Source organism: Micromonospora halophytica (assembly GCF_900090245.1).
GTDB classification, from domain to species: Bacteria; Actinomycetota; Actinomycetes; order Mycobacteriales; family Micromonosporaceae; genus Micromonospora; species Micromonospora halophytica.
The window spans coordinates 222,191-242,434 of sequence record NZ_FMDN01000003.1; the positions used below are offsets into that span (position 1 = coordinate 222,191).

The window sequence follows — 20,244 nt, forward strand, 5'->3', positions numbered from 1 at the left end:
CCTTGCCCCCGACGAAGGGACCACTTCGTGAGTCGGCTGTGGAGCCGGTTCGGCGCCCGTACGGCTGCTGTCGCGCTGCTCTCCGTGGGCGTTGCCGGCGGCTTCTACCTGGGCGAAGACCGCGAAACCCAGCAACAGGGCCTCACCGCGCAGGTCGGCCTGGTGGTCGACGAGGCCGAGTACGACTACCAGCGCGAGCGGCAGGCCGAGCACCGGGTGCAGTCCGCCAAGCAGCGGGCCGCCGAGTACCAGGCGAAGCTTCGCGCCGCCGCGGCGGCCAAGGAGGCGGCCGAGCGGGCCCGCCAGGCGGAGGCCGCCGCCGCGTCCCGGAAGAAGGCCCGGGAGGCGGCCGAGAAGGCAGCCAAGGAGGCCGAGACCAAGCCGTTCACCGGCCCGATCCCCGCCTCCTGCAACGAGTTCAGCGGCAACCGTGAGATCGGCTGCGCGCTGCTGCTCGACGCCGGCTTCAAGATCGACCAGATGCCGTGCCTGGACAAGCTCTGGACCAAGGAGAGCGGCTGGAACCACAAGGCCCAGAACCCGTCGTCCGGGGCGTACGGCATCCCGCAGGCGCTGCCCGGCAGCAAGATGGGCACGGTCGCGGACGACTGGCGGACCAACCCGGCCACCCAGATCAAGTGGGGCCTGGGCTACATCGAGGGCCGCTACGGCGACCCGTGCGGCGCCTGGTCGCACAGCCAGCGCGTGGGCTGGTACTGACCAACCACGGCGACGGCGGGGCGTGTGGGCAGCCACACACCCCGCCGTCGCCGTACCGGGCGCCGGTGGGCCGCTCAGGTGGCGGTCGGCCGGGATTGCTGGTAGCTCTGTTCAGGTGACCCTGCACCCGATGGGCGGCGACCCGAACCGGTTCGGCACCGAGGCGTTCTACGCCGCGCTCGGCCGGGCCTTCGTCGCCATGTGCGCGGTGGTGCCCTTCCTCTTCCTCATCGAGGCGCTCGACCAGGGGCTCGGCTTCGGCCTCGACGTCGCGGCCGGGATCATCCCGCTGCGTATCCAGGGGCTCGACGGGGTCTTCTTCTCACCGTTCCTGCACCACGGCTTCGACCACCTCTACAGCAACAGCATCCCGCTGATCCTGCTCGGCACCTTCGTGCTGGCCGCCGGCACCCGGCGTTTCCTCTGGTCCACCTTGGTCATCATCGTGGTCAGCGGGCTCGGGGTGTGGTTCACCGGCGCGCCCAACTCGGTGGTGGTGGGCGCGAGCGGGGTCATCTTCGGCTACCTCGGCATCCTGCTCACCCGGGGCATCGTCGAGCGGAGCTGGTGGAACTTCGCCGTGGTGCTCCTGGTCGGCCTGCTCTACGGCTGGCAGTTGCTCGGCATCCTCCCCACCGACGAACGCATCTCCTGGCAGGGTCACCTGTTCGGGCTGCTCGGCGGGATCGTCGCGGCGATCCTGTTCCGGCGTCGCCGGCCCGAGCCGTACGGGTCGAACCACCCGGAGTCCCCGCTCTCCCTGCCCTGAACCGAGCCGACCCGCCGGCACGCGGCGGGAGTGGAACATGCTTGCCCGGCCGGGGCGGCGGGCCTACCGTCGACATCAGCACACGTTGATCCGCCAAGCGGAAAGCGACGGTACGCCCATGCGCGAGGTTGATGTCGCGGTGATCGGAGCCGGCCCGACCGGCCTCTTCGCGGCGTACTACGCCGGGTTCCGGGGGCTGTCGGTGGCGGTGGTCGACGCGCTGCCCGAGCCGGGCGGGCAGATCACCGCGATGTACCCGGAGAAGCTGATCCTCGACGTCGCCGGCTTCCCCGCCGTCAAGGGGCGGGACCTGGTGGCCAACCTGGTCGCCCAGGCCGCTCCCTACCACCCGGAGTACCTGCTCGGCTGCCGCGCCGAGAAGCTCTCCCACGTCGACGGGCGACCGGTGCTCGGCCTGGCCGGCGGGGAGCAGCTGCGCTGCGGGGCGGTGGTGGTCACCGGCGGGCTGGGCAGCTTCAGCCCGCGTCCGCTGCCCGTGGCGGAGAGCTTCGTCGGCGGCGGGATCGTCTACTTCGTCCCGGAGCCGGCCGCGTTGGCCGGGCGGGACGTGCTGATCGTCGGCGGTGGCGACTCGGCCTTCGACTGGGCGGCGACCCTGCAACCGCTGGCCCGCTCGGTGACCCTGGTGCACCGCCGGGAACGGTTCCGGGCGCATGCGGGCACGGTCTCCCGGGTGCTGGCGTCACCGGTCCGGGTGATCGTGAACGCCGAGGTGACGAAGCTGTACGGGGATGACGCGGTCACCGCCGCCGAGATCACCGTACGCGGCGGGGCCGCCGAGACCCTGCCGGTCGACGCGGTCGTCGCCGCGCTCGGCTTCACCGCCGACCTGGGTCCGCTCGCCGAGTGGGGGCTGCGGCTGGACCGTCGCCACATCGTCGTCGACAGCGCGATGGCGACCAACCTGCCCCGGGTCTTCGCCGCCGGGGACATCACCGAGTACCCGGGCAAGGTGCGCCTCATCGCCACCGGCTTCGGCGAGGCGGCGACCGCGGTCAACAACGCGGCCGTCGTGATCGATCCCACCGCCCACCTCTTCCCCGGTCATTCCTCCGACGCCGGCTGACCCGGGTCGGGCACCCCGGGTCGCGCCTGGTGGCCCGGCCGTCAGCGGGGCAGGCCGATGAGGTCGGCCATCAGTCCCGTCTGGTGGTCGAAGTACGCCTCCCGGTGCGGCACGGCCCGGTTCAGCCGGCCGAAGAGTTCGAAGCTGATCAGCCCGAACAGCTGCGTCCAGCCCGCCATGACCCGGGCCAGCAGTGACTCCGGCAGGCCGGGGAAGAGCCCGGCGGTGATCTCGGCCAGGTCGGCGCGGACCGGCTCGGGCAGGTCGTCGTCGGCCACGGTGACCCGACCGTCGGCGTACCCGTCACCGAGGATGCCGACCAGGGTCGTCGGGGGGCGCTGCGCCGGCAGGACGGTGTCGTCCGGGGCGGCGTACCCGGGGACCGGGCTGCCGTAGAGCAGGGCGTACTCGGCGGGGTGGGCCAGCGCCCAGTCCCGGGCGGCGCGGCAGGCGGCGTGCCACCGGCCGCGCAGGTCACGCGGGTCGACGGCGGCGTCGGCCGCCTCGACGGCGTCGCCGAGCGCGTCGTACGCCTCCAGGATCAGCGCGGTGAGCAGGTCGTCCCGGCTCGGGAAGTAGCGGTAGAGGGCCGAGGAGACCATGCCCATGTCCCGCGCGACCGCGCGCAGCGAGAGGTTGGCGCCGTCGGTGGCCAGGTGCCGCCGGGCCACCGCCTTGATCTCGTCGATCATCTCGGCACGGACCCGGGCGCGGATGGAGGCAGCGGGCATGCGGTCCACTCTGCCACGGATTGGAGCGGCAATCAAAAGAGAGAGCGCTGCTCTTGACGGCACGGTGGGATGACAGTCATGCTGTGGTGGCACGACGAGAGCGCTGCTCTCGGTTCGTACTGACGCTTCGAAAGGTGTTCCCATGTCGCTGCATGTGATCGTCGGGGCCGGCCCGGTCGGCACCGCCACCGCCCGGCTCCTCGCCGAGCGGGGCGAGCGGGTCCGCATCGTCACCCGGCGCGGCACCGGTCCGGAGCACCCGGCCGTCGAGCGGATCGCCGCCGACGCCGCCGACCCCGGCCCGCTCACCGCCCGCACCGAGGGCGCTACCGCCCTGTACAACTGCGCGAACCCCGCCTACCACCGCTGGCCGACCGACTGGCCGCCGCTGGCCGGGTCGCTGCTCACCGCCGCCGAGCGGACCGGCGCGGTGCTCGCCACGGTCGGCAACCTCTACGGGTACGGCCCGGTCGACGGCCCGATGACCGAGACCACCCCGCTCGCCTGCACCGGCATCAAGGGGCAGGTCCGCAACCGGATGTGGGCCGACGCGCTCGCCGCCCACCAGGCCGGTCGGGCCCGGATCACCGAGGTGCGCGGCTCCGACTACCTCGGCGCCGGAGGCATGTCGCTGGCCATGATGGTGCTGCCGCGGGTGCTCGCCGGGCGGCGGGTGTACCTGCCGGTGAACTGGGACGCCCCGCACACCTGGACCTACATCGACGACGTCGCCCGTACTCTCGTCGCCGCCGCCACCGACGAGCGGGCCTGGGGACGCGCCTGGCACGTGCCCAGCGCGCCCGCCGAGTCGATGCGTGAACTGGCCGCCCGGGCGGCGGCCCTGGTCGGCGCGCCCGCGCCCAAGCTGACCCGGATGCCCTACCCGGTGCTCTGGCTCGGCGGCCTGGTCGACCCCACGGCGCGTGAACTGCGCGAGACCGCCTACCAGTTCGACCGGCCGTTCCTGATGGACTCGGCGGCGGCCACCACCACCCTCGGCGTGGAACCGACCCCGCTGGACCGGGCGGTCAAGGAGACCGTCGAGGCCCTGCGCCGCTGAACCGGGCGCAGGTCAGCGACGCGGCACCGGCCCGAGCGCCGCCACCAGCACCGCGACCAGGGTCAGCGCCGCGCCGGCCAGGGTCGCCGGCCCCGGGCGCGAGGCCGCGGTCGGCAGGATCAGATCCAGCAGTACGGCCCCGACGATCTGCCCGGCGATGGTGGCCAGGCCGAGCAGCAGCACCCCGGTGAAGCGGACGATCGCCGCCGCGATCGCGATGAAGACGATGCCGATCGTCCCGCCCAGATAGAGCCAGGGCTCGCCCGGGAAGGCGCCGGCCGGGCGGCCGCGTACCGCCACCTCGACGGCGAAGGTGGCGAGCAGGGCCACCGTACCGACGGTGAAGTTGACCAGCGTGGCGGTCAGGGCGCTGCCGGACGCCGCCCGGACCCGGCCGTTGACCGCCTGCTGCCAGGCGACGGCCACCCCGGCCAGCAGCGGCAACGCGGCCAGCGCCAGGGTCTGTGGGTCACCGAGCCGGTCACCCACCGCCAGCAGCACGGCGAGCACGGTCAGCACCGCGCCGGCCAGCCGGGCGGTGGTGACCGGATGGCGGCCCGCCGGGCCCACCCCGGCCCGGTCGACGGCGAGGCTGCTCGCCGACTGGCCGGCGACCACGGCCACGGTGAAGACCGCCACCCCCAGGGTGCCGATGGTGAGCCCCTGGGTGGCGACCAGGAACGCGCCGCACAACCCGCCCAGGCACTGCCACGGGCGCAGCGCCCCCTCGCCCAGCGCCGCCCGCAGCGCACGCAGTCCCCGCCGCCCGCCCGGGGTGGCGGGGACCAGCACCAGCAGCACCAGCAGGCCCGATCCGAACGAGACCACCGCGGCGGCGATCCCGTCGGCCAGGCGTACCCCCAGCTCGCCGTTGATCCGGGACTGCACGGCCACGGCGACGCCCGACGCGGTCGCCAACCCGACGCCGGTGATCCGCCGGGATGCCGGGACGGTCGGACGGACCGCCGTCCCGGTCGCGCTCACTCCTGTTCGGCCAGCGGCCGGCCGTCGAAGTCGACGGCCGAGTAGAGAGCCAGCTTCTCCAGCCGGTGGTACGAGTCGATCACCCGGATCGTGCCGCTCTTGGAACGCATCACGATCGACTGGGTGTACGCCCCACCGGCCCGGTACCGCACGCCGCGCAGCAGGTCGCCGGAGGTGACGCCGGTGGCGACGAAGAAGCAGTTGTCGCCGGTGACCAGGTCGTCGGTGCCGAGCACCCGGTCCAGGTCGTGCCCGGCGGCCAGCGCCTTCTCCCGCTCCTCGGCGTCGCGCGGCCAGAGCTTGGCCTGCATCGTCCCGCCCATGCACTTGAGCGCGCAGGCGGAGATGATGCCCTCCGGGGTGCCGCCGATGCCCATCAGCACGTCGACGTCGGACTCGCCCCGGGCGGCGGCGATCGAGCCGGCGATGTCACCGTCGGAGATGAACCGGATGCCCGCCCCGGTACGCCGGATCTGGCTCACCAGGTCGTCGTGGCGGGACCGGTCCAGGATGCAGACCGTGACCTCGGAGACGTCGGTGCCCTTGACCTTGGCGATCCGGCGGATGTTCTCCGCCGGCCCGGCGTTGATGTCGACCACGTCGGCGTACATCGGGCCGACGGCCAGCTTCTCCATGTAGAAGACCGCGCTCGGGTCGAACATCGCCCCCCGCTCGGAGACGGCCAGCACCGCCAGCGCGTTCGGCATGCCCTTGCTCATCAGGGTGGTGCCGTCCACCGGGTCCACCGCGACGTCCACCTCGGGACCGCTGCCGTCACCCACCTCTTCGCCGTTGAAGAGCATCGGCGCGTTGTCCTTCTCGCCCTCGCCGATCACCACCACCCCGCGCATCGGGATCGAGTTGATCAGCTTGCGCATCGCGTCGACGGCTGCCCCGTCGCCGCCCTCCTTGTCGCCCCGGCCGACCCACCGGCCGGCGGCCATGGCCGCGGCCTCGGTGACCCGGACCAGGTCGAGGGCAAGGTTGCGGTCGAGATCCTGCGGGATCCGCGTCCTGGCGTTGGTCATACGGCTTCCTCCTCGCGACGTTGCGGGGTGGACCGGCAGGGTGCGGCGTCGCCGCTGCCGGCTGTGTCGCTGATCCTCACACGATGACAGGTCCGCCGTCGGAGCGGGGCGGAGGTGGGCCGGATCTCCCCAGCCGGGACGGCTGCGAGAATGGACCGGTGGAACCCGCACAGCCTGCCGACCGCGTACCCGCCGATCCGACCCCGCCGGACGGCCAGCCGCCGGTGACCCCGACCGGGGCGACCGACGCGGCGGCCGGGACCCGGCCCTCGACCGGCCCGGGGGCGTCGGACGCCGGCCCGGCCGGGGCGGAGGCTGCGCTGGTCGAGACGCCGCCCGCCGCGGGCCCCGGGGAGCCGGCGCTGGTCGAGCCGGACCAGGCCGAGACGGACGTGCCGCCCGCGCGTCCGGGTGGTCGGCCGGCCGGTCGGGAGAAGGCCCGCTCCGAGCGCTCGCCCCGGGACATGGCGCTGTCGCTGCTGGTGCTGCTCGTGCCGATCGCCCTGCTGCTCGCCTTCTACCGGGGCTTCCTCGGTGGCGAGCAGCCGACCGTCGTCGACACCGCCCCCACCTACGAGCTGGCCCGCTCGGCGAACGCCTTCCCGGTCAGCGAGCCGGCCGGGCTGGACTCCGACTGGCGTACGGTCAGCGCCAGCTACCGCACCGTCGAGGGCGGCGCCAACCTGCGCGTCGGCTACCTCACCCCGGAGGGGCGGGGGGTCCAGCTCGTGCAGAGCAACGTCCCGCCGGAGAAGCTGCTCCCCAACGAGCTGACCGCCCAGGGGCAGCCCCAGGGCCCCACCGACGTCGGCGGGCGCAACTGGCAGCGGTACACCGGCCGGGGCAACGACCAGGCGCTGGTGCTGCTCGAACCGGACCGCACCGTGATCGTGGTCGGTGACGCGCGGGAGAACGAACTGCGCCAGCTCGCCGGGGCGCTGCGCTGACGGGATCCACGGGTGGGCCCGGCATCGTGCCCCCACCGCCGTCCCACCACCGGGTGGTCCGGACAGGGATTGCCGAACGCGGCGTCAGGGAACAGAAGGTACGCGACCTCGCCGGCTCGCTCGCCTCGGCCGGACGGGACTCGTGCGCCGGGGCAGGAGCAGGGCCCCGACGCCACGCCTCCGGCGCCCGCGCGGGCCGGACGATCCTTGAGAGGTTCACGTGACCATTCGGCGATTCAGCGCGGCGGTCTTCGCCGCGACGCTCCTCACCCCTGGTCTGGCCGCCTGCAACAGCACCGGGACCGGCGAGGCGGGGGCCTCCGCGTCCCCCACGGTCTCCGGCAGCGCCTCGCCCGGCGCGACCGGCGCGGTGAGCGGAGACGCCAGGCAGGCCCTGCTGAACTCCACGAACGAGATCCGCAACGGCAACTTCCGGTTCAGCATGTCCGGCGCCGGCTCGACCGCCGAGGGGCAGGTGCACGAGCCGAGCCAGAGCGCCGAGATGCGCGTCATGATCGGCGACGCGTCCTCGGACCTGATGATGAAGCTCGACCTGATCCACTACAGGCCGGACAGCTGGGTGAAGCTGGAACTCGGTGGCAGCTCCGCCAACAGCGTCCCCGGCGTGCAGAAGCTCAACCTCGGCAAGTACCAGCACCTCGACCAGAACCGGATCAAGGGCAACAAGGCGTTGGGCTTCGACTTCGAGAAGATCGACCCGGCCGGCAGCGAGGTGCTGACCCAGGGGATCACCGAGGTCCGGCAGACCGGCGAGGGCAGCTACGCCGGCACGCTCGACGTGTCGAAGGCGGCCGAGGCCGGGTCGGTGGACCAGTCGGTGATCACCGCCCTCGGCCAGCAGGCGAAATCGGTGCCGTTCACCGCGAAACTCGACCCGCAGGGCCGGCTCAGCGAGATGGTCGTCCGGATCCCGGCGGCCGGCCGGAACGCCGCCCAGGAGATCAAGGTCACCTACTCCGACTACGGCAACGCCACCGCGGCCCGCAAGCCGCCGGCCGATCAGGTGGTCGAGGCGCCGCAGGAGTTCTACCACCTGTTCGACTGACCGGCGTCGGGTGCCGGCCCACCCCGTTGCGCGCAGATGGCGGTGTCCCTGGACGCGGATACCGCCGTCTGCGCGAAACGGAGTCGATCAAGAACCTGCCCGGCCTGATCAGGAGGCCGCCGACTGGCGGGCGGCGTCGATCCGGGCCCGCGCCCCGTCCAGCCAGCGCTGGCAGATCGCGGCCAGCTTCTCGCCGCGCTCCCAGAGCGCCAGCGACTCCTCCAGCGACGTGCCGCCGGCCTCCAGCTTCTCGACCACCTGGGCCAGTTCGGCGCGGGCCTGTTCGTAACTGAGCCGCTCGTCCGGCTTCTCGTCCACCATCACGGTTCCCTCGGTTCGTCGACGGTCGCGGTCAACTCGCCCTCGGCGAGGCGTACCCGCAGCGGATCCCCCTTGGCGACCTCGCCGGCCGCGCGGACCACGTGGCCGTCCGCGCGCTGCACGATCGCGTACCCACGGTCGAGGGTGGCGGCGGGGGAGAGGGCGCGCAGCCGGGCCAGGGTGTGCCGCAGGTCGTCGCCGGCCGCGCCGAGCCGATGGTCCAGGCAGCGGCCCGTCCGGTCACGCAGCGCGGTCACCTCGGCGGCACGCTGGTCCACCATCACCTGCGGGCGGGACAGCACCGGGCGGGACCGCAGCAGGTCGAGACGGTGCCGCTCCCGGTCGACCAGGTTGCGGACCGCGCGTTCCAGCCGGGACCGGGCCTGGCCGATGAGGCGTACCTCCTCGGTGAGATCCGGGACGACCCGCTTGGCCGCGTCGGTGGGGGTGGACGCGCGCACGTCGGCCACGTAGTCGACCAGCGGCGCGTCCGTCTCGTGGCCGATCGCGCTGACCACCGGCGTACGACAGGCGAAGACCGCCCGGCAGAGCGCCTCGTCGGAGAAGGGCAGCAGGTCCTCGATGCCGCCGCCGCCCCGGGCGATGATGATCACGTCGACGGTCGGGTCGGCGTCGAGCACCTTGAGCGCGTCCACGATCTGCGGCACCGCGCCCGGCCCCTGCACCGCCACGTTGACCGTGCGGAACTCGACCGCCGGCCAGCGCCGCCGGGCGTTGGTGAGCACGTCCCGCTCGGCCGCCGAGGCCCGGCCGGTGATCAACCCGATCCGCTGCGGCAGGAACGGTGGCCGGCGCTTGCGCGCCCGGTCGAAGAGCCCCTCGGCGGCGAGCAGCTTCTTGAGCTTCTCCAGCCGGGCCAGCAGCTCGCCGAGCCCTACCTGGCGGATCTCGTCGGCGCGCAGGCTGAGGGTGCCCCGCGCGGCGTAGAACTCCGGCTTGGCGTGCAGCACCACCCGGGCGCCCTCGCGCAGCTCCGGCGCGCCGGAGTCGAGGACGTCCCGGTTGGTGGTGACGGTGAGGCTGAGGTCGGCCGACGGGTCGCGCAGGGTGAGGAAGACGGTGCTGGCGCCGGGCCGCCGGCTGATCTGCGCGACCTGCCCGTCCACCCACACCCAGCCGAGCCGGGCGATCCAGGCGCCGACCTTCTGGCTGACCACCCGGACCGGCCAGGGCTCCTCGGGGGTGCTGCGCGGGGCGTCGGTCACCCGCCCACCCTACGGTCAGGCTCCGACGACCTGCGGCAGGCCCGACCGGGCGTGCTGCTCGCCGGGGTGGCGGTGAGCGCCTCCTCCCGTACCCCGGCTGCGGCCTCCTGCCGGCGCGGACGCGGCCACGTACGATGGTCGGGTGACTCAGGCTGAGACGACTCCCCGGACCGGCAAGCGCGTGCTCCTGGCCAAGCCCCGCGGCTACTGCGCGGGCGTGGACCGGGCGGTGCAGACCGTCGAGGAGGCGCTCAAGCTCTACGGCGCCCCGATCTACGTGCGCAAGCAGATCGTGCACAACAAGCACGTGGTGCGGACCCTGGAGGCGCAGGGCGCGATCTTCGTGGAGGAGAACGAGGAGGTGCCGGAGGGCGCCACCGTCATCTTCTCCGCGCACGGCGTCGCCCCCGAGGTCTACGAGCAGGCGAAGGCGCGCTCGCTGAAGGCGATCGACGCGACCTGCCCGCTGGTGACGAAGGTGCACCAGGAGGCCAAGCGGTTCGCCGCGGAGGACTACGACATCCTGCTCATCGGCCACGAGGGGCACGAGGAGGTGGTCGGCACCGCCGGTGAGGCTCCCGCGCACATCCAGCTCGTCGACGGCCCCGAGGGCGTCGACAAGGTCACCGTGCGGGACCCGAACAAGGTCGTCTGGCTCTCCCAGACCACCCTGTCGGTGGACGAGACGATGGAGACCGTGGCCCGGCTCAAGTCGCGGCTGCCGCTGCTCCAGTCGCCACCCAGCGACGACATCTGCTACGCCACCTCCAACCGGCAGCACGTGGTCAAGGAGATCGCCCCCGAGTGCGACGTGGTGATCGTCGTCGGCTCGCGCAACTCCTCCAACTCGGTACGCCTGGTCGAGGTGGCCCTGGACGCGGGCGCCCGCGCCGGTCACCTGGTCGACTTCGCCCACGAGATCGACGACGCCTGGCTGGCGGGGGCCACCACGGTCGGCCTGACCTCCGGCGCCAGCGTGCCGGACGAACTGGTGCAGGAGGTGCTGGCGCACCTGGCCGAGCGGGGCTTCACCGACGTGGACGAGGTGGTCACCGCCAACGAGCGGCTGACCTTCTCGCTGCCGCAGGAGCTCAAGCGGGACATGAAGGCCGCGGCGGCGGTTCGGGGCTGACCATCCGGAACGGATCGGCGCCACGGCACGTCAGAGGGGGTATGAAGACTCCTCGGATGGCTTTCGCCGCGCTGGTCGCCTGCGCGGCGCTGACCGCCTGCGGCGGCCAGGACGCGGGCGACGGAACGGGCACGCCCAGCCCTTCGGAAGGATCGCCGGTGACCAGCGCGCCCAGCACCGACCCGGCCGACCCGACCGGCCCCAGCGCGCCGCCGCCGAGCGACCCGGCGACCGCGCTGCCGCCGACGAAGCGGCCGACGCCCGGCCCCAGCCTGCCGCCCGGCCCCGGCGCGAACACGATCTCCGGCACCGTCGAGGCCGGGGTGGAGCCGGGCTGTCTCATGCTCGACGGCTTCCAGCTCATCGGCGGTCCCCGCGACGTGCTGACCCCGGGTGCGAAGGTGACGGTCACCGGCAAGCCGCAGCCCGACATGATGACCACCTGCCAGCAGGGCACCCCCTTCACGGTCGAGTCCGCCCGCCGGTCCTGACCGACCCCGCGTCCGCGACCGCACACACGACGGCAGGAGGCCCGCCCCCCGACGGGGATCCCCAGCGCGGGAGCCCGCCCCCGACATTCGGGGACGGGCTCCGGCGGGTGCTACGGACGGATCAGTTCACGGCGCCGATGGAGACCGCGCTGCGGCCGACGACCGCGCCTTCGGTGGTCACCACGGCCAGTTCGCCGTAGAGCTCCCGGCCGTCGGCCGGGGCGGCCAGGGCGGTCACCGTACCGGTGAGGGTGGCGGTGGCGCCGTGGGCCAGGGTGAGCGGGGTGCTCGGGGCCGACAGGCTGCCCAGCGCCGACGACGAGAACGAGTCCCGGTAGTCGTACGCCGTGCTGCCGCCGGCACCGTCGACCGCGTAGCCCTCGACGACCACCCGGTAGGTGCCGGGCGCCGGATTGGCGAGGGTCACCGCCTCCTCGGAGTCACCGTCGGCGGACTGGCCGACCGCGGTGTCACCCCGGAAGACGTACAGGTCCAGGTCGGCGGCGGCGTTCGCCGGGTTGCCGATCCGGGCGGTGAACTGGCTGACGCCCTCCGGCACCTCGACGGTGAACTCCTGGGTGCCGAGCTCCGCGATCGTCGGCCGCTCGTTGCGCACGCTGGAGAGGGGACCGCCCTGGCCGGCCACCGAGACCGGGCCGAAGGTGTTGGTCAGGTCCCACGTCACCGGGGTGGCCTCACCGGCGTCGACCGCCGGCAGTTCGACCACGGCCGGCTCGACCGCGACACCCTGGATCCGCACCGTGAGCTGGAACGGGTTGTTCAGCGACGGCGAGGTACGACGCGACTCGACCTCGATCTCCCAGACGCCCGGGATCGGGTTCTGGTAGTCCCGCTCCTGCGGCTTGCAGGTCGCCGGGTTGGAGAAGTTGGTGAAGCAGGCCAGGCTGGAGGTGCTCTCCACCGGAACGCCGTACGGGTTGAAGGCGATGAAGCGGGTCTGCGAGCCGGTGGCGATGCCGGAGAGGTTCACCTGCAGCGCACCGGTACCCGGCGGCACGGTCACGTAGTACGACGTGACGCCGTTGCGGTCCACCGAACCTTCGGCCGAGAACGCGTAGCTCGGCTCACGGGTGTCGACGGACGCGACCACCACGAGGGAGACCTCGAAGTCGACCGTGTTGGTCTTCGGGTCGTCGACCAGCATCAGGGCGCCGTGGGCACCGGCCGCCTTCGCCTTGGCGGTGACGGTGACGGTGACGGGCTTGTTCAGCGGCAGCGAGACGGTCTTCGGCGCCTTGAAGGTGCCGTCGTTGCCCCGCAGCGTGACGTTGTGCCTGACCGAGCCGGCCGGCCCGCTGGTGCGGGTGAGCGTGACCTGGTAGGTCTTGCTCTGGCCGACCTTCTGGCCGCCCTCGACCGAGGCGCAGCGGTTGTAGACGCCCGTGCCGCGGTTCGGGGTGGACAGCTGCTCCGACAGCACGGTGCAGACCGGAGCCTCGGAGGTGTACGAGCGGGTCTCGACGCCCTTGCGCAGCAGCTTCCAGGCGCCCGGCACGTTGACCATGCCGTAGCCCTGGCCGTACGTCGGAACGCCCTTGATCGGCTTGGCCGAGCTGTAGATGGCCCGGCGCAGCGCGGCCGGGGTGACGCCCTTGTCGGTCGCCTTGGCGGCCGACAGCAGCAGCGCGGCGGCGCCGGCTGCCTGCGGGGAGGACATCGAGGTGCCGTTGAACATGCCGTAGCCCGGCGGCAGCGCGTAGCCGGCCTCGGGGACCGGGCTGCCCGCCTGCCAGACCGGGATGGTGGAGATGGCGGAGCCGGGCGCGGTGATGTTCGGCTTGAAGCCGCCGTCCTCACGCGGGCCGCGCGAGGAGAAGTTGAACAGCGCGTTCTTCGCCCGCACCACCGAGCCGTAGTTGGCCAGCCAGGTGTCCTTGCTGATGCTGGCCGCGGTGCTGATCACGTTGGCCGCGACCGACGGGTCGCCGACCGTGTTCAGACCCGGGCCGCTGTTACCGGCCGAGATGACCAGCTGCACGCCGTAGGTGGTGATCAGGTTGTTGTACAGCTCCGCGCGGGCGTTGTTGCCGTCGTTGAGCGCCGGCAGGCCACCGATAGACATGTTGACCACGTCGACCTTGCGGTTGATCACCAGGTCGGCCATGCCGGTGGTGAGCGCCGCGTAGGTGCAGCCGCCGCCCCAGGTGCAGGCGCGGGAGGAGACCACCTTGGCGCCGGGCGCGGCTCCGTCGAAGGCGTCGTTGCCCAGCATGTCGTTGGCGGCGGTGATGCCCGCGACATGGCTGCCGTGCGCGTCCTCGACGATGCCGATGTTGACGTAGTCGACCAGGCCCGGGCCGCCGAGCGGGGTGGTGTCGACGTCCTCGCGGTACTCGACCACGAACGGCATCTGCTCGCGGACCCCAGTCGCCGGGTTGTCGGTGCCGAAGTGCCCGACGTCGAACTTCTCCTTGTACGGCCGCATCAGGGCCTCGTCGGTGAAGTCCCGGTCCAGGTCGACGTCCACCCAGATGTCGTTGGTGGCGGGGTTGTAGAGCACGCCCCACACGTCGGTGGTGTCGCCGTCCCGGTTGACGTCGCCGCCCGGCTCGCTGCCGGCGGTGATCGACTCACGGAAGGTGCTGAACCGGTAGGTGCCCGCCGGAGCGGTCCAGGTCGCGCCGGCCGCGGTGAACGACGGACCGGTCACCTCGGTGATCATCGGACGCCAGGTCGCGTCCTCGAACGGGTCCGTTGCGGTGACCCAGTCGACGATCTTGCGCTCACCGGTGGTGGTCCGCTGGAGAGCAGGGTGGTCGAGGTCCACACCGGAGTCCATGATGCCGATGGTGACGCCCCGGCCGTCCCACTCCGGGTGCTGCTCGACGAAGCGGACGGCGCCAGTCTCGTTGGCCGGCATGTAGGGGTTGGCGGCGCGGGTGGCCTCGCCCGGCCCGGGGAGGGTCGTGCCCTGCTTCGCCGCCTTCCGTCCGGTGGGGGCGGCCTCCGGCTTCGGGTCCGGCCGCTGGATCTTCTCGTCGAGGTCGACTGCGGAGACGCCGGGCAGCGTGGCCGCCTTGACCACCTTGTCGGTGGGCACCTTGGCCAGGACGTAGCCGATGGTGTCGTACCGTTCGGTGACGGCGGCGCCCAGGCCCTTCAGGTCCTCGGCGACGTCCTTGGCCTCACCCTTCTCGGTGGCGACGATGAGAGTGACGGTGGGGGCCTTCTCGGCCTCCGCCTCGGCGAGCAGCTTGGCGTCGTGCGACCCCAACGCCTCCACGGGGGTGGCCGGCGCGGCGCTGGGGCGGGAGGGTGCGGCGCTTGCGGTCGCGGCACCACCCGCGACGGTCACGGCGCTCGCCGCCACGACCGACGCGAAGAGCGCGGCGGAGGTACGCCGGCTCAGGTTTCGGGGTTTGCTCACGTTCTCTTTCCTCCAGAGAACAGGGCCCTGAGATGACAGGGCACGCGTGAGCGAAATCCTTTGTGCTGCGTAGCTCCGGTGTCACTACCGGCCGGTATGTTGTGACCCCATCGTGACATGCACGGGTGCGCACTGTCACATGCGAACTGCTAGGCGGAGCGCTCCATGGTGGACGGATCGTCGAGCAGCTCGGGCGCCTGCGGCTGCCGGGGTGTCAGCTCCACCTGTGCCGGCGTCGTCAACTCCTGGTCGGAGACGCCCAGCTCGGCCAGCTTGCGGGCGCTGACCAGCACCCGCGCCTCCAGCGAGCCGACCGCCCGGTTGTAGGCGGTCACCGCCCCGCCCAGCGAGGCGCCCAGCTTGCCGACGTGCTCGCCCAAGGTGGACAGCCGGCCGTACAGCTCGCGGGCCAGCGAGTGCACCGCCACCGCGTTGCGGGCCAGCGCCTCCTGTCGCCACGAGTAGGCCACCGTGCGCAGCATCGCCACCAGGGTCGCCGGGGTCGCCAGCACCACGTTGCGGGCGAAGGCGTGCTCCAGCAGGGTCGGGTCGCGCTGCAACGCCACGTCCAGGAACGGGTCGGCGGGCACGAAGAGCACCACGAACTCCGGCGTCGAGTCGAAGGCCGCCCAGTACGACTTCGCGGCCAGCGCGTCGACGTGCGCCCGCAGGTGCCGGGCGTGCGCGTCGAGATGGGTGTCCCGCCCCCGCTCGTCGCGCGCCTCCATCGCCGTCAGGTACGCGTCGAAGGGCGCCTTGGCGTCCACCACCACCGTTCGGCCGCCGTGCAGCCGGACCACCAGGTCGGGGCGTACCCCCTGGTGGTCGGTGGCGGCGGTGACCTGCTCGCTGAAGTCGCAGTGCTCCAGCATGCCGGCCGCCTCGACGATCCGGCGGAGCTGGTGCTCGCCCCACCGGCCGCGCACCTGCGGCGCGCGCAGCGCGGCGACCAGCTGCTTGGTCTCGGTGCGCAGCTCGCCGGAGACCGTGCTCATGGCGCGTACCTGCTCGCGCAGCTCGGCGTAGGCGTCCACCCGGTCGCGTTCCAGCTCACCCACCCGCTGCTCGTACCGGCGGAGGGTGTCGTGCAGTGGGGCGACCGCCCGGGCCACCGCCTCCTGGGACTGGGCGGTCGCCTCGTAGCTGAGCGCCCGCATCGACTGCTCCAGCCGCCCCTCGCCCTCCCGGGTGGCCGCCAGGGTGGCCTCCAGTCGGGCGACCTCCGCCGCCGACCGGGCCCGGGCCAGGTGCCAACCCCCGACGCCGCCGGCGGCGAGACAGACGACCACCACGGCCAGCGTCGACAGGTCCATCCCCCGAGCATGCCAAAGGGGTACGACCAGCGCCCGGCGGGTACGTTCAGCGGCATGGAACTTCTGCTCGTGGCGATCCTTGCCGTCCTGCTGGTCGGCGGGCTCGTGTGGTGGCGGCGGGAACGGGCCGCCCGGGAGGCGCGCAGCCTCGCCGACGTCCGGGCCGACGCCCAGCGCTGGTACGAGCGCCTCGGCGGCCAGGTGATGAACCTGCACGGCGACGCCCCAGCCGTACGCCAGGCGCTGGTCGACGCCGCCGAACGCTACAACGCCGCCGGCAGCCAGTTGGAGCAGGCACGCACGGTCCATCAGTACCGGCTGGCCCGGGAGACCGCCCTGGAAGGGCTGGCGTACGCGCGCGCGGCGCGGGTGGCGCTGGGCCTGGACCCGGGCCCGGAGCTGCCGCCGCTGGCCGCCGCGCAGGGCACCGGGGAGTTGACCAGGGAACGCCAGGTGCAGGTGCAGGGGCAGACCTTCAAGGCCGGCCCGCAGCCGGGCCGGGACACGCCGTACTACTACCCGGGCGGGCGACTCCGGGGCCGGCCGGTGCCGGCCGGCTGGTACTCCACCCCGTGGTGGAAGACCGCGCTCGGCGCCGGTGCCGGGGTGATCGGCGGCATGCTGATCGCCGACGCGCTCTTCTCCCCGGCCTTCGCCGACCCGGGCTACGACGCCGGCAACCAGGAGGGCTTCGGCGACGGCGCGACGGACCAGGGCGCCGGCGGCGACCAGGGCGACTTCGGCGGGGCCGCCGGGGACTTCGGTGGCGGCGACTTCGGGGGCGGCGACTTCGGCGGGGGCGACTTCGGCGGGGGCGACTTCGGGGGCGGCGACTGGTGAGCCGCCGCGGGTGGGCCTGCTGAGGGACGCCGGACCCGGCCCGTGCCCCGCCTCACCGCCCGACGACGCCGGCCCCACCGCACGACACGACGAGGAAGGCCCCGGTCACGCGGACCGGGGCCTTCGTCGTACCGGTGGATCAGCCGGTGTTGCGCATGCCGGCGGCGATGCCGTTGACCGTGGTGAGCAGCGCCCGCTCCAGGGCGGTGCCGTCGCTCGGGGCACGCCGGCCGCCCGGCGCGGTCGCCACCGCGCGCCCGGCGGCGCCGGAGTCCCGGTACTGCCGCAGCAGCGCCACCTGGAGGTGGTGCAGCGGCTCCAGGTAGGTGTCCCGCACCGCGAGGGTGCGCTGGAGCACCGGGGAGTTCTCCAGCAGGGCCGGCGCGGAGGTGACCGCCAGCACCTCCTGCTTGGTCAGCTCGTACTCCTGCTCGATCTTGTCGAAGATCGGGTGCAGCTTCTTCGGGACCAGCGTCTCCACGTACCGGCGGGCGATGGTCAGGTCGGTCTTGGTCAGCATCATCTCGACGTTCGACAGGAACGTGCGGAAGAAGTGCCAGTTGCGGTTCATCTCGGCGAGGACGTCCTCCAGGCCGGCCGCCCGGGCCGCCGCCAGGCCGGAACCCACCCCGAACCAGCCGGGCACGATCTGCCGGGTCTGCGTCCAGCCGAACACCCACGGGATGGCCCGCAGGCCGGACAGCCCGGCCCCGGTGTTCGGCCGCTTCGCCGGCCGGGAGCCGATGTTCAGCGCGCCGAGCAGCTCGGTCGGGGTCGACGCCCAGAAGTAGGCCGGCAGGTCCGGGTCCTCCACCAGCGACCGGTACGACCGGTACGCCGAGGAGGAGACCACGTCCATCGTCGCGTCCCAGCGCTCCAGCATCTCGGCCGGCTGGCGGGGCGCGGTGTGCAGCAGCGTCGCCTGGAGCACCGCGGCCACGGTCAGCTCCAGGTTCTCCCGGGCCAGCGCGGGCAGCGTGTACTTGTCGGAGATGACCTCGCCCTGCTCGGTCACCTTGATCGCGCCGTCCAGCGTGCCGTACGGCTGGGCCAGGATCGCGTCGTGGGTGGGGCCGCCACCGCGACCCACCGTGCCGCCCCGGCCGTGGAAGAGCCGCAGGTGCACGCCGTGCCGGGCGGCCACGTCGCGCAGCGCGCGCTGCGCCCGGTGGATCGACCACTGGCTGGTGGTGATGCCGGCCTCCTTGTTGGAGTCGGAGTAACCCAGCATCACCTCCTGCACGTCGCCCCGGGCCGCGACCAGCGCCCGGTACGCGGGCAGGGACAGCAGCTCGTCCAACAGCTCGCCACCGGCGTTCAGCTCGGCCGGGGTCTCCAGCAGCGGCACGATGCCGATCCGGGCCCGGCCGCTGTGCACGTCGACCAGGCCGGCCTCGCGGGCCAGCACCACGGCGGCGAGGATGTCGTCCACGCCCAGGGTCATCGAGATGATGTACGACTCGATGACCTCGGTGCCGAACCGGTCCTGCGCCTCCCGGATCGTCGCGAACACGTCGAACGTCTTCTGCGCGCTCTCGGTCAGCGGCGTGTCCAGGGTGGAGAGCGGCCGGCGGCCGGTCAGCTCGTCGGCGAGCAGCTTGGTGCGCTCCAGCCGGCTCAGCGACGGGTAGTCGGAGACCTCGCCGACGGCCGCGTAGAGCTGACTGAGCACCTCGTGGTGCTTCTCGGCGTGCTCCCGCACGTCCATCGTCGCCAGGTGCAGGCCGAACGCGGAGACCGTACGGATGGTGGAGGCGAGCCGGCCGACCGCGGTGAGCTGCCCGGAGTTGCGGGCCAGCGAGGCGCGCAGCAGCTCCAGGTCGGCGATCAGCTCGGCCGAGCCGCGGTAGTCCCGCCCCGGCGTGTGCGCGGTGCCGGTGCGCAGCCGCTCCCGGGTGTTGGCCAGCTTCGCCTTCACGCACCGGGCCTTGAGCCGGTACGGCTCCTCGGCGTTGACCCGGCGGAACCGGGGAGCCACCTCGGGCAGCGCGTCCAGGTCGGCGGCGAGGCTGGCGGAGAGATCGAGGGAGACCGCGCGCAGCCGGCGGGAGACGGAGACCTCGCTGATGAGGTGGTCCATCGCCTTCTCGGTGGCAGCGATGCCGTGCTCGTGCTGGATGCGCAGCACCTCACGGGTGACCGTCGGAGTGACGAACGGGTTGCCGTCGCGGTCACCGCCGATCCAGGTGCCGAAGGTCAGCGGGCGGGACGTCGGCGAGGTCTCCACGCCCAGGGTGCGCAGCGTGTCGGCGAGGTCGTCGAGCACCTGCGGGGCGGCCTCGGCGTACAGGTCGCGCAGGTAGTAGATGGCGTTGCGGGCCTCGTCGGTCGGGTCGGGCCGGTCCAGCCGCAGCTCGTCGGTCTGCCACATCAGGTCCAGCAGCTCGGCCAGGCGCCGGTTGGCGGGCCCCTCGTCGCTGGCCCCGTAGAGGATGGCGTTGCTGGTCTCGGTGTCCAGCTCGTCGGCGATGGCGCGCAGCTTGGACAGGATGGACCGGCGGGCCGCCTCGGTCGGGTGGGCGGTGAACACCGGGCGTACCGCGAGCCGGCGGGCCGCCGCCGCGATCTCCTCGGCCGGCACCCCGCGCTCGGCGATCATCTTGGCCGCCTGGTCCAGCCAGCCGCCGTGCATGGCCCGGCGACGGCGCAGGTCCCGCGCCCGGTGCACCTGCTCGGTGATGTTGGCCAGGTGGAAGTAGGTGGAGAAGGCGCGGGCCAGCTTCGTGCCGGTGGTCACGTCCAGCCCGCCGAGGCGCTGCGCGGCGGCCGGGGCGTCGGAGCGGACCTGGGCGCGGATCTCCTCGACCAGGTCGAGCAGGGGGCGGCCCTCCTGCCGGGCCAGGGTCTGGCCGAGCAGGGTGCCGAGGCGGCGGATGTCGGCCCGGAGAGCGGCGTCGGGCCCGTCGTGGTCGTGCTGGTCGGTCACCATGCGCTCCTTACGTGAGTACGAAGGACAGCGCTGTCCGACTCCATGGATCGTATCGGTGCAGACCCCCCGGCAAGGAGGGGGTCAGGGATGTCGCCTTCCCCACGATCATGGCCGGCCGGAGACCTTGACGGGGCGTCCGACGGCCTGCCGGCACTCATCCTCCACACCGCCAGCCTATGGCCCGGGTCCGTCGGTGATGTGAGTTTCTGTCG

General features: G+C 73.0%; 17 protein-coding genes. 9 read left to right on the forward strand and 8 right to left on the reverse strand.

Features of this window, described 5'->3' with window-relative positions:
* Positions 1–27 precede the first annotated feature (27 nt).
* The 3 genes from GA0070560_RS06180 (at position 28) to GA0070560_RS06190 (ending at position 2,576) form a co-directional block, all read left to right on the forward strand.
* Positions 28–720, forward strand: a complete 693-nt coding sequence (locus GA0070560_RS06180; protein WP_091292415.1) for an aggregation-promoting factor C-terminal-like domain-containing protein — start codon at positions 28–30, stop codon at positions 718–720.
* Positions 721–835: 115 nt separating this feature from the next.
* Entirely contained in the window at positions 836–1,489 is a 654-nt protein-coding gene (locus GA0070560_RS06185; RefSeq protein WP_091292417.1) for a rhomboid family intramembrane serine protease, read from the forward strand.
* A gap of 118 nt (positions 1,490–1,607) precedes the next feature.
* Positions 1,608–2,576 carry an NAD(P)/FAD-dependent oxidoreductase gene (locus tag GA0070560_RS06190; RefSeq protein ID WP_091292418.1) on the forward strand — a complete coding sequence of 323 codons (969 nt, stop codon included), beginning with the start codon at positions 1,608–1,610 and terminating at the stop codon, positions 2,574–2,576.
* Positions 2,577–2,617: 41 nt separating this feature from the next.
* Here GA0070560_RS06190 and GA0070560_RS06195 read toward each other — a convergent pair whose 3' ends face one another.
* The gene (locus GA0070560_RS06195; RefSeq protein WP_091292420.1) at positions 2,618–3,307 is read right to left on the reverse strand and encodes a TetR/AcrR family transcriptional regulator; all 690 of its coding nucleotides are present in this window, start codon (positions 3,305–3,307) and stop codon (positions 2,618–2,620) included.
* A gap of 142 nt (positions 3,308–3,449) precedes the next feature.
* On the opposite strand from GA0070560_RS06195, the gene GA0070560_RS06200 reads away from it, so the two are divergent.
* On the forward strand, positions 3,450–4,367 hold the full coding sequence (locus GA0070560_RS06200) for an NAD-dependent epimerase/dehydratase family protein (protein WP_091292422.1): 918 nt from the start codon (positions 3,450–3,452) through the stop codon (positions 4,365–4,367).
* 12 nt (positions 4,368–4,379) lie between these two features.
* On the opposite strand, the gene GA0070560_RS06205 is transcribed toward GA0070560_RS06200, so the two are convergent.
* Positions 4,380–5,351, reverse strand: coding sequence for a DMT family transporter (locus GA0070560_RS06205; RefSeq protein WP_091292424.1), 972 nt, complete (start codon positions 5,349–5,351; stop codon positions 4,380–4,382).
* Positions 5,348–6,379, reverse strand: coding sequence for a class II fructose-bisphosphatase (gene glpX, locus GA0070560_RS06210; RefSeq protein WP_091292426.1), 1,032 nt, complete (start codon positions 6,377–6,379; stop codon positions 5,348–5,350). Before glpX ends, GA0070560_RS06205 begins: the two co-directional genes overlap by 4 nt.
* Positions 6,380–6,537: 158 nt before the next feature.
* On the opposite strand from glpX, the gene GA0070560_RS06215 reads away from it, so the two are divergent.
* Together GA0070560_RS06215 and GA0070560_RS06220 are read left to right on the forward strand one after the other, a co-directional pair.
* Positions 6,538–7,326 carry a DUF4245 domain-containing protein gene (locus GA0070560_RS06215; RefSeq protein WP_091292428.1) on the forward strand — a complete coding sequence of 263 codons (789 nt, stop codon included), beginning with the start codon at positions 6,538–6,540 and terminating at the stop codon, positions 7,324–7,326.
* 220 nt (positions 7,327–7,546) lie between these two features.
* The gene (locus GA0070560_RS06220; RefSeq protein ID WP_091292430.1) at positions 7,547–8,392 is read left to right on the forward strand and encodes a hypothetical protein; all 846 of its coding nucleotides are present in this window, start codon (positions 7,547–7,549) and stop codon (positions 8,390–8,392) included.
* A 108-nt stretch (positions 8,393–8,500) separates the two neighbouring features.
* Here GA0070560_RS06220 and GA0070560_RS06225 read toward each other — a convergent pair whose 3' ends face one another.
* Together GA0070560_RS06225 and xseA are read right to left on the reverse strand one after the other, a co-directional pair.
* Positions 8,501–8,713, reverse strand: a complete 213-nt coding sequence (locus GA0070560_RS06225) for an exodeoxyribonuclease VII small subunit (protein ID WP_091292990.1) — start codon at positions 8,711–8,713, stop codon at positions 8,501–8,503.
* Positions 8,713–9,939, reverse strand: a complete 1,227-nt coding sequence (gene xseA / locus GA0070560_RS06230; RefSeq protein ID WP_091292431.1) for an exodeoxyribonuclease VII large subunit — start codon at positions 9,937–9,939, stop codon at positions 8,713–8,715. Before xseA ends, GA0070560_RS06225 begins: the two co-directional genes overlap by 1 nt.
* A gap of 142 nt (positions 9,940–10,081) precedes the next feature.
* On the opposite strand from xseA, the gene GA0070560_RS06235 reads away from it, so the two are divergent.
* Both GA0070560_RS06235 and GA0070560_RS06240 read left to right on the forward strand, forming a co-directional pair.
* Positions 10,082–11,071 (forward strand): 4-hydroxy-3-methylbut-2-enyl diphosphate reductase, encoded by a 990-nt coding sequence (locus tag GA0070560_RS06235; protein WP_091292433.1) that lies wholly within the window; start codon positions 10,082–10,084, stop codon positions 11,069–11,071.
* Between the two features lie 41 nt (positions 11,072–11,112).
* Complete coding sequence (locus GA0070560_RS06240) at positions 11,113–11,562, forward strand: hypothetical protein (protein ID WP_091292435.1); 450 nt, start codon at positions 11,113–11,115, stop codon at positions 11,560–11,562.
* 121 nt (positions 11,563–11,683) lie between these two features.
* On the opposite strand, the gene GA0070560_RS06245 is transcribed toward GA0070560_RS06240, so the two are convergent.
* Both GA0070560_RS06245 and GA0070560_RS06250 read right to left on the reverse strand, forming a co-directional pair.
* Positions 11,684–14,950, reverse strand: coding sequence for a S8 family serine peptidase (locus tag GA0070560_RS06245; RefSeq protein WP_091292437.1), 3,267 nt, complete (start codon positions 14,948–14,950; stop codon positions 11,684–11,686).
* 149 nt (positions 14,951–15,099) lie between these two features.
* A complete protein-coding gene (locus GA0070560_RS06250) occupies positions 15,100–16,263 on the reverse strand; it encodes a DNA recombination protein RmuC (protein WP_091292439.1) in 1,164 nt (387 codons plus the stop codon).
* Positions 16,264–16,317: 54 nt separating this feature from the next.
* Between GA0070560_RS06250 and GA0070560_RS06255 the strand changes: the two genes are divergently transcribed.
* The gene (locus GA0070560_RS06255) at positions 16,318–17,103 is read left to right on the forward strand and encodes a hypothetical protein (RefSeq protein WP_091292441.1); all 786 of its coding nucleotides are present in this window, start codon (positions 16,318–16,320) and stop codon (positions 17,101–17,103) included.
* Between the two features lie 139 nt (positions 17,104–17,242).
* Here GA0070560_RS06255 and ppc read toward each other — a convergent pair whose 3' ends face one another.
* Entirely contained in the window at positions 17,243–20,029 is a 2,787-nt protein-coding gene (gene ppc / locus GA0070560_RS06260) for a phosphoenolpyruvate carboxylase (RefSeq protein WP_091292992.1), read from the reverse strand.
* Positions 20,030–20,244 lie beyond the last annotated feature (215 nt).

Coding starts and splice junctions, on each gene's coding strand:
- GA0070560_RS06190 (WP_091292418.1), top strand. CDS start 1,608: ATGCGCGAGGTTGATGTCGCGGTGATCGGAGCCGGCCCGACCGGCCTC.
- GA0070560_RS06195 (WP_091292420.1), bottom strand. CDS start 3,307: ATGCCCGCTGCCTCCATCCGCGCCCGGGTCCGTGCCGAGATGATCGAC.
- GA0070560_RS06200 (WP_091292422.1), top strand. CDS start 3,450: ATGTCGCTGCATGTGATCGTCGGGGCCGGCCCGGTCGGCACCGCCACC.
- glpX (WP_091292426.1), bottom strand. CDS start 6,379: ATGACCAACGCCAGGACGCGGATCCCGCAGGATCTCGACCGCAACCTT.
- GA0070560_RS06225 (WP_091292990.1), bottom strand. CDS start 8,713: ATGGTGGACGAGAAGCCGGACGAGCGGCTCAGTTACGAACAGGCCCGC.
- GA0070560_RS06240 (WP_091292435.1), top strand. CDS start 11,113: ATGAAGACTCCTCGGATGGCTTTCGCCGCGCTGGTCGCCTGCGCGGCG.
- GA0070560_RS06250 (WP_091292439.1), bottom strand. CDS start 16,263: ATGGACCTGTCGACGCTGGCCGTGGTGGTCGTCTGTCTCGCCGCCGGC.
- GA0070560_RS06255 (WP_091292441.1), top strand. CDS start 16,318: ATGGAACTTCTGCTCGTGGCGATCCTTGCCGTCCTGCTGGTCGGCGGG.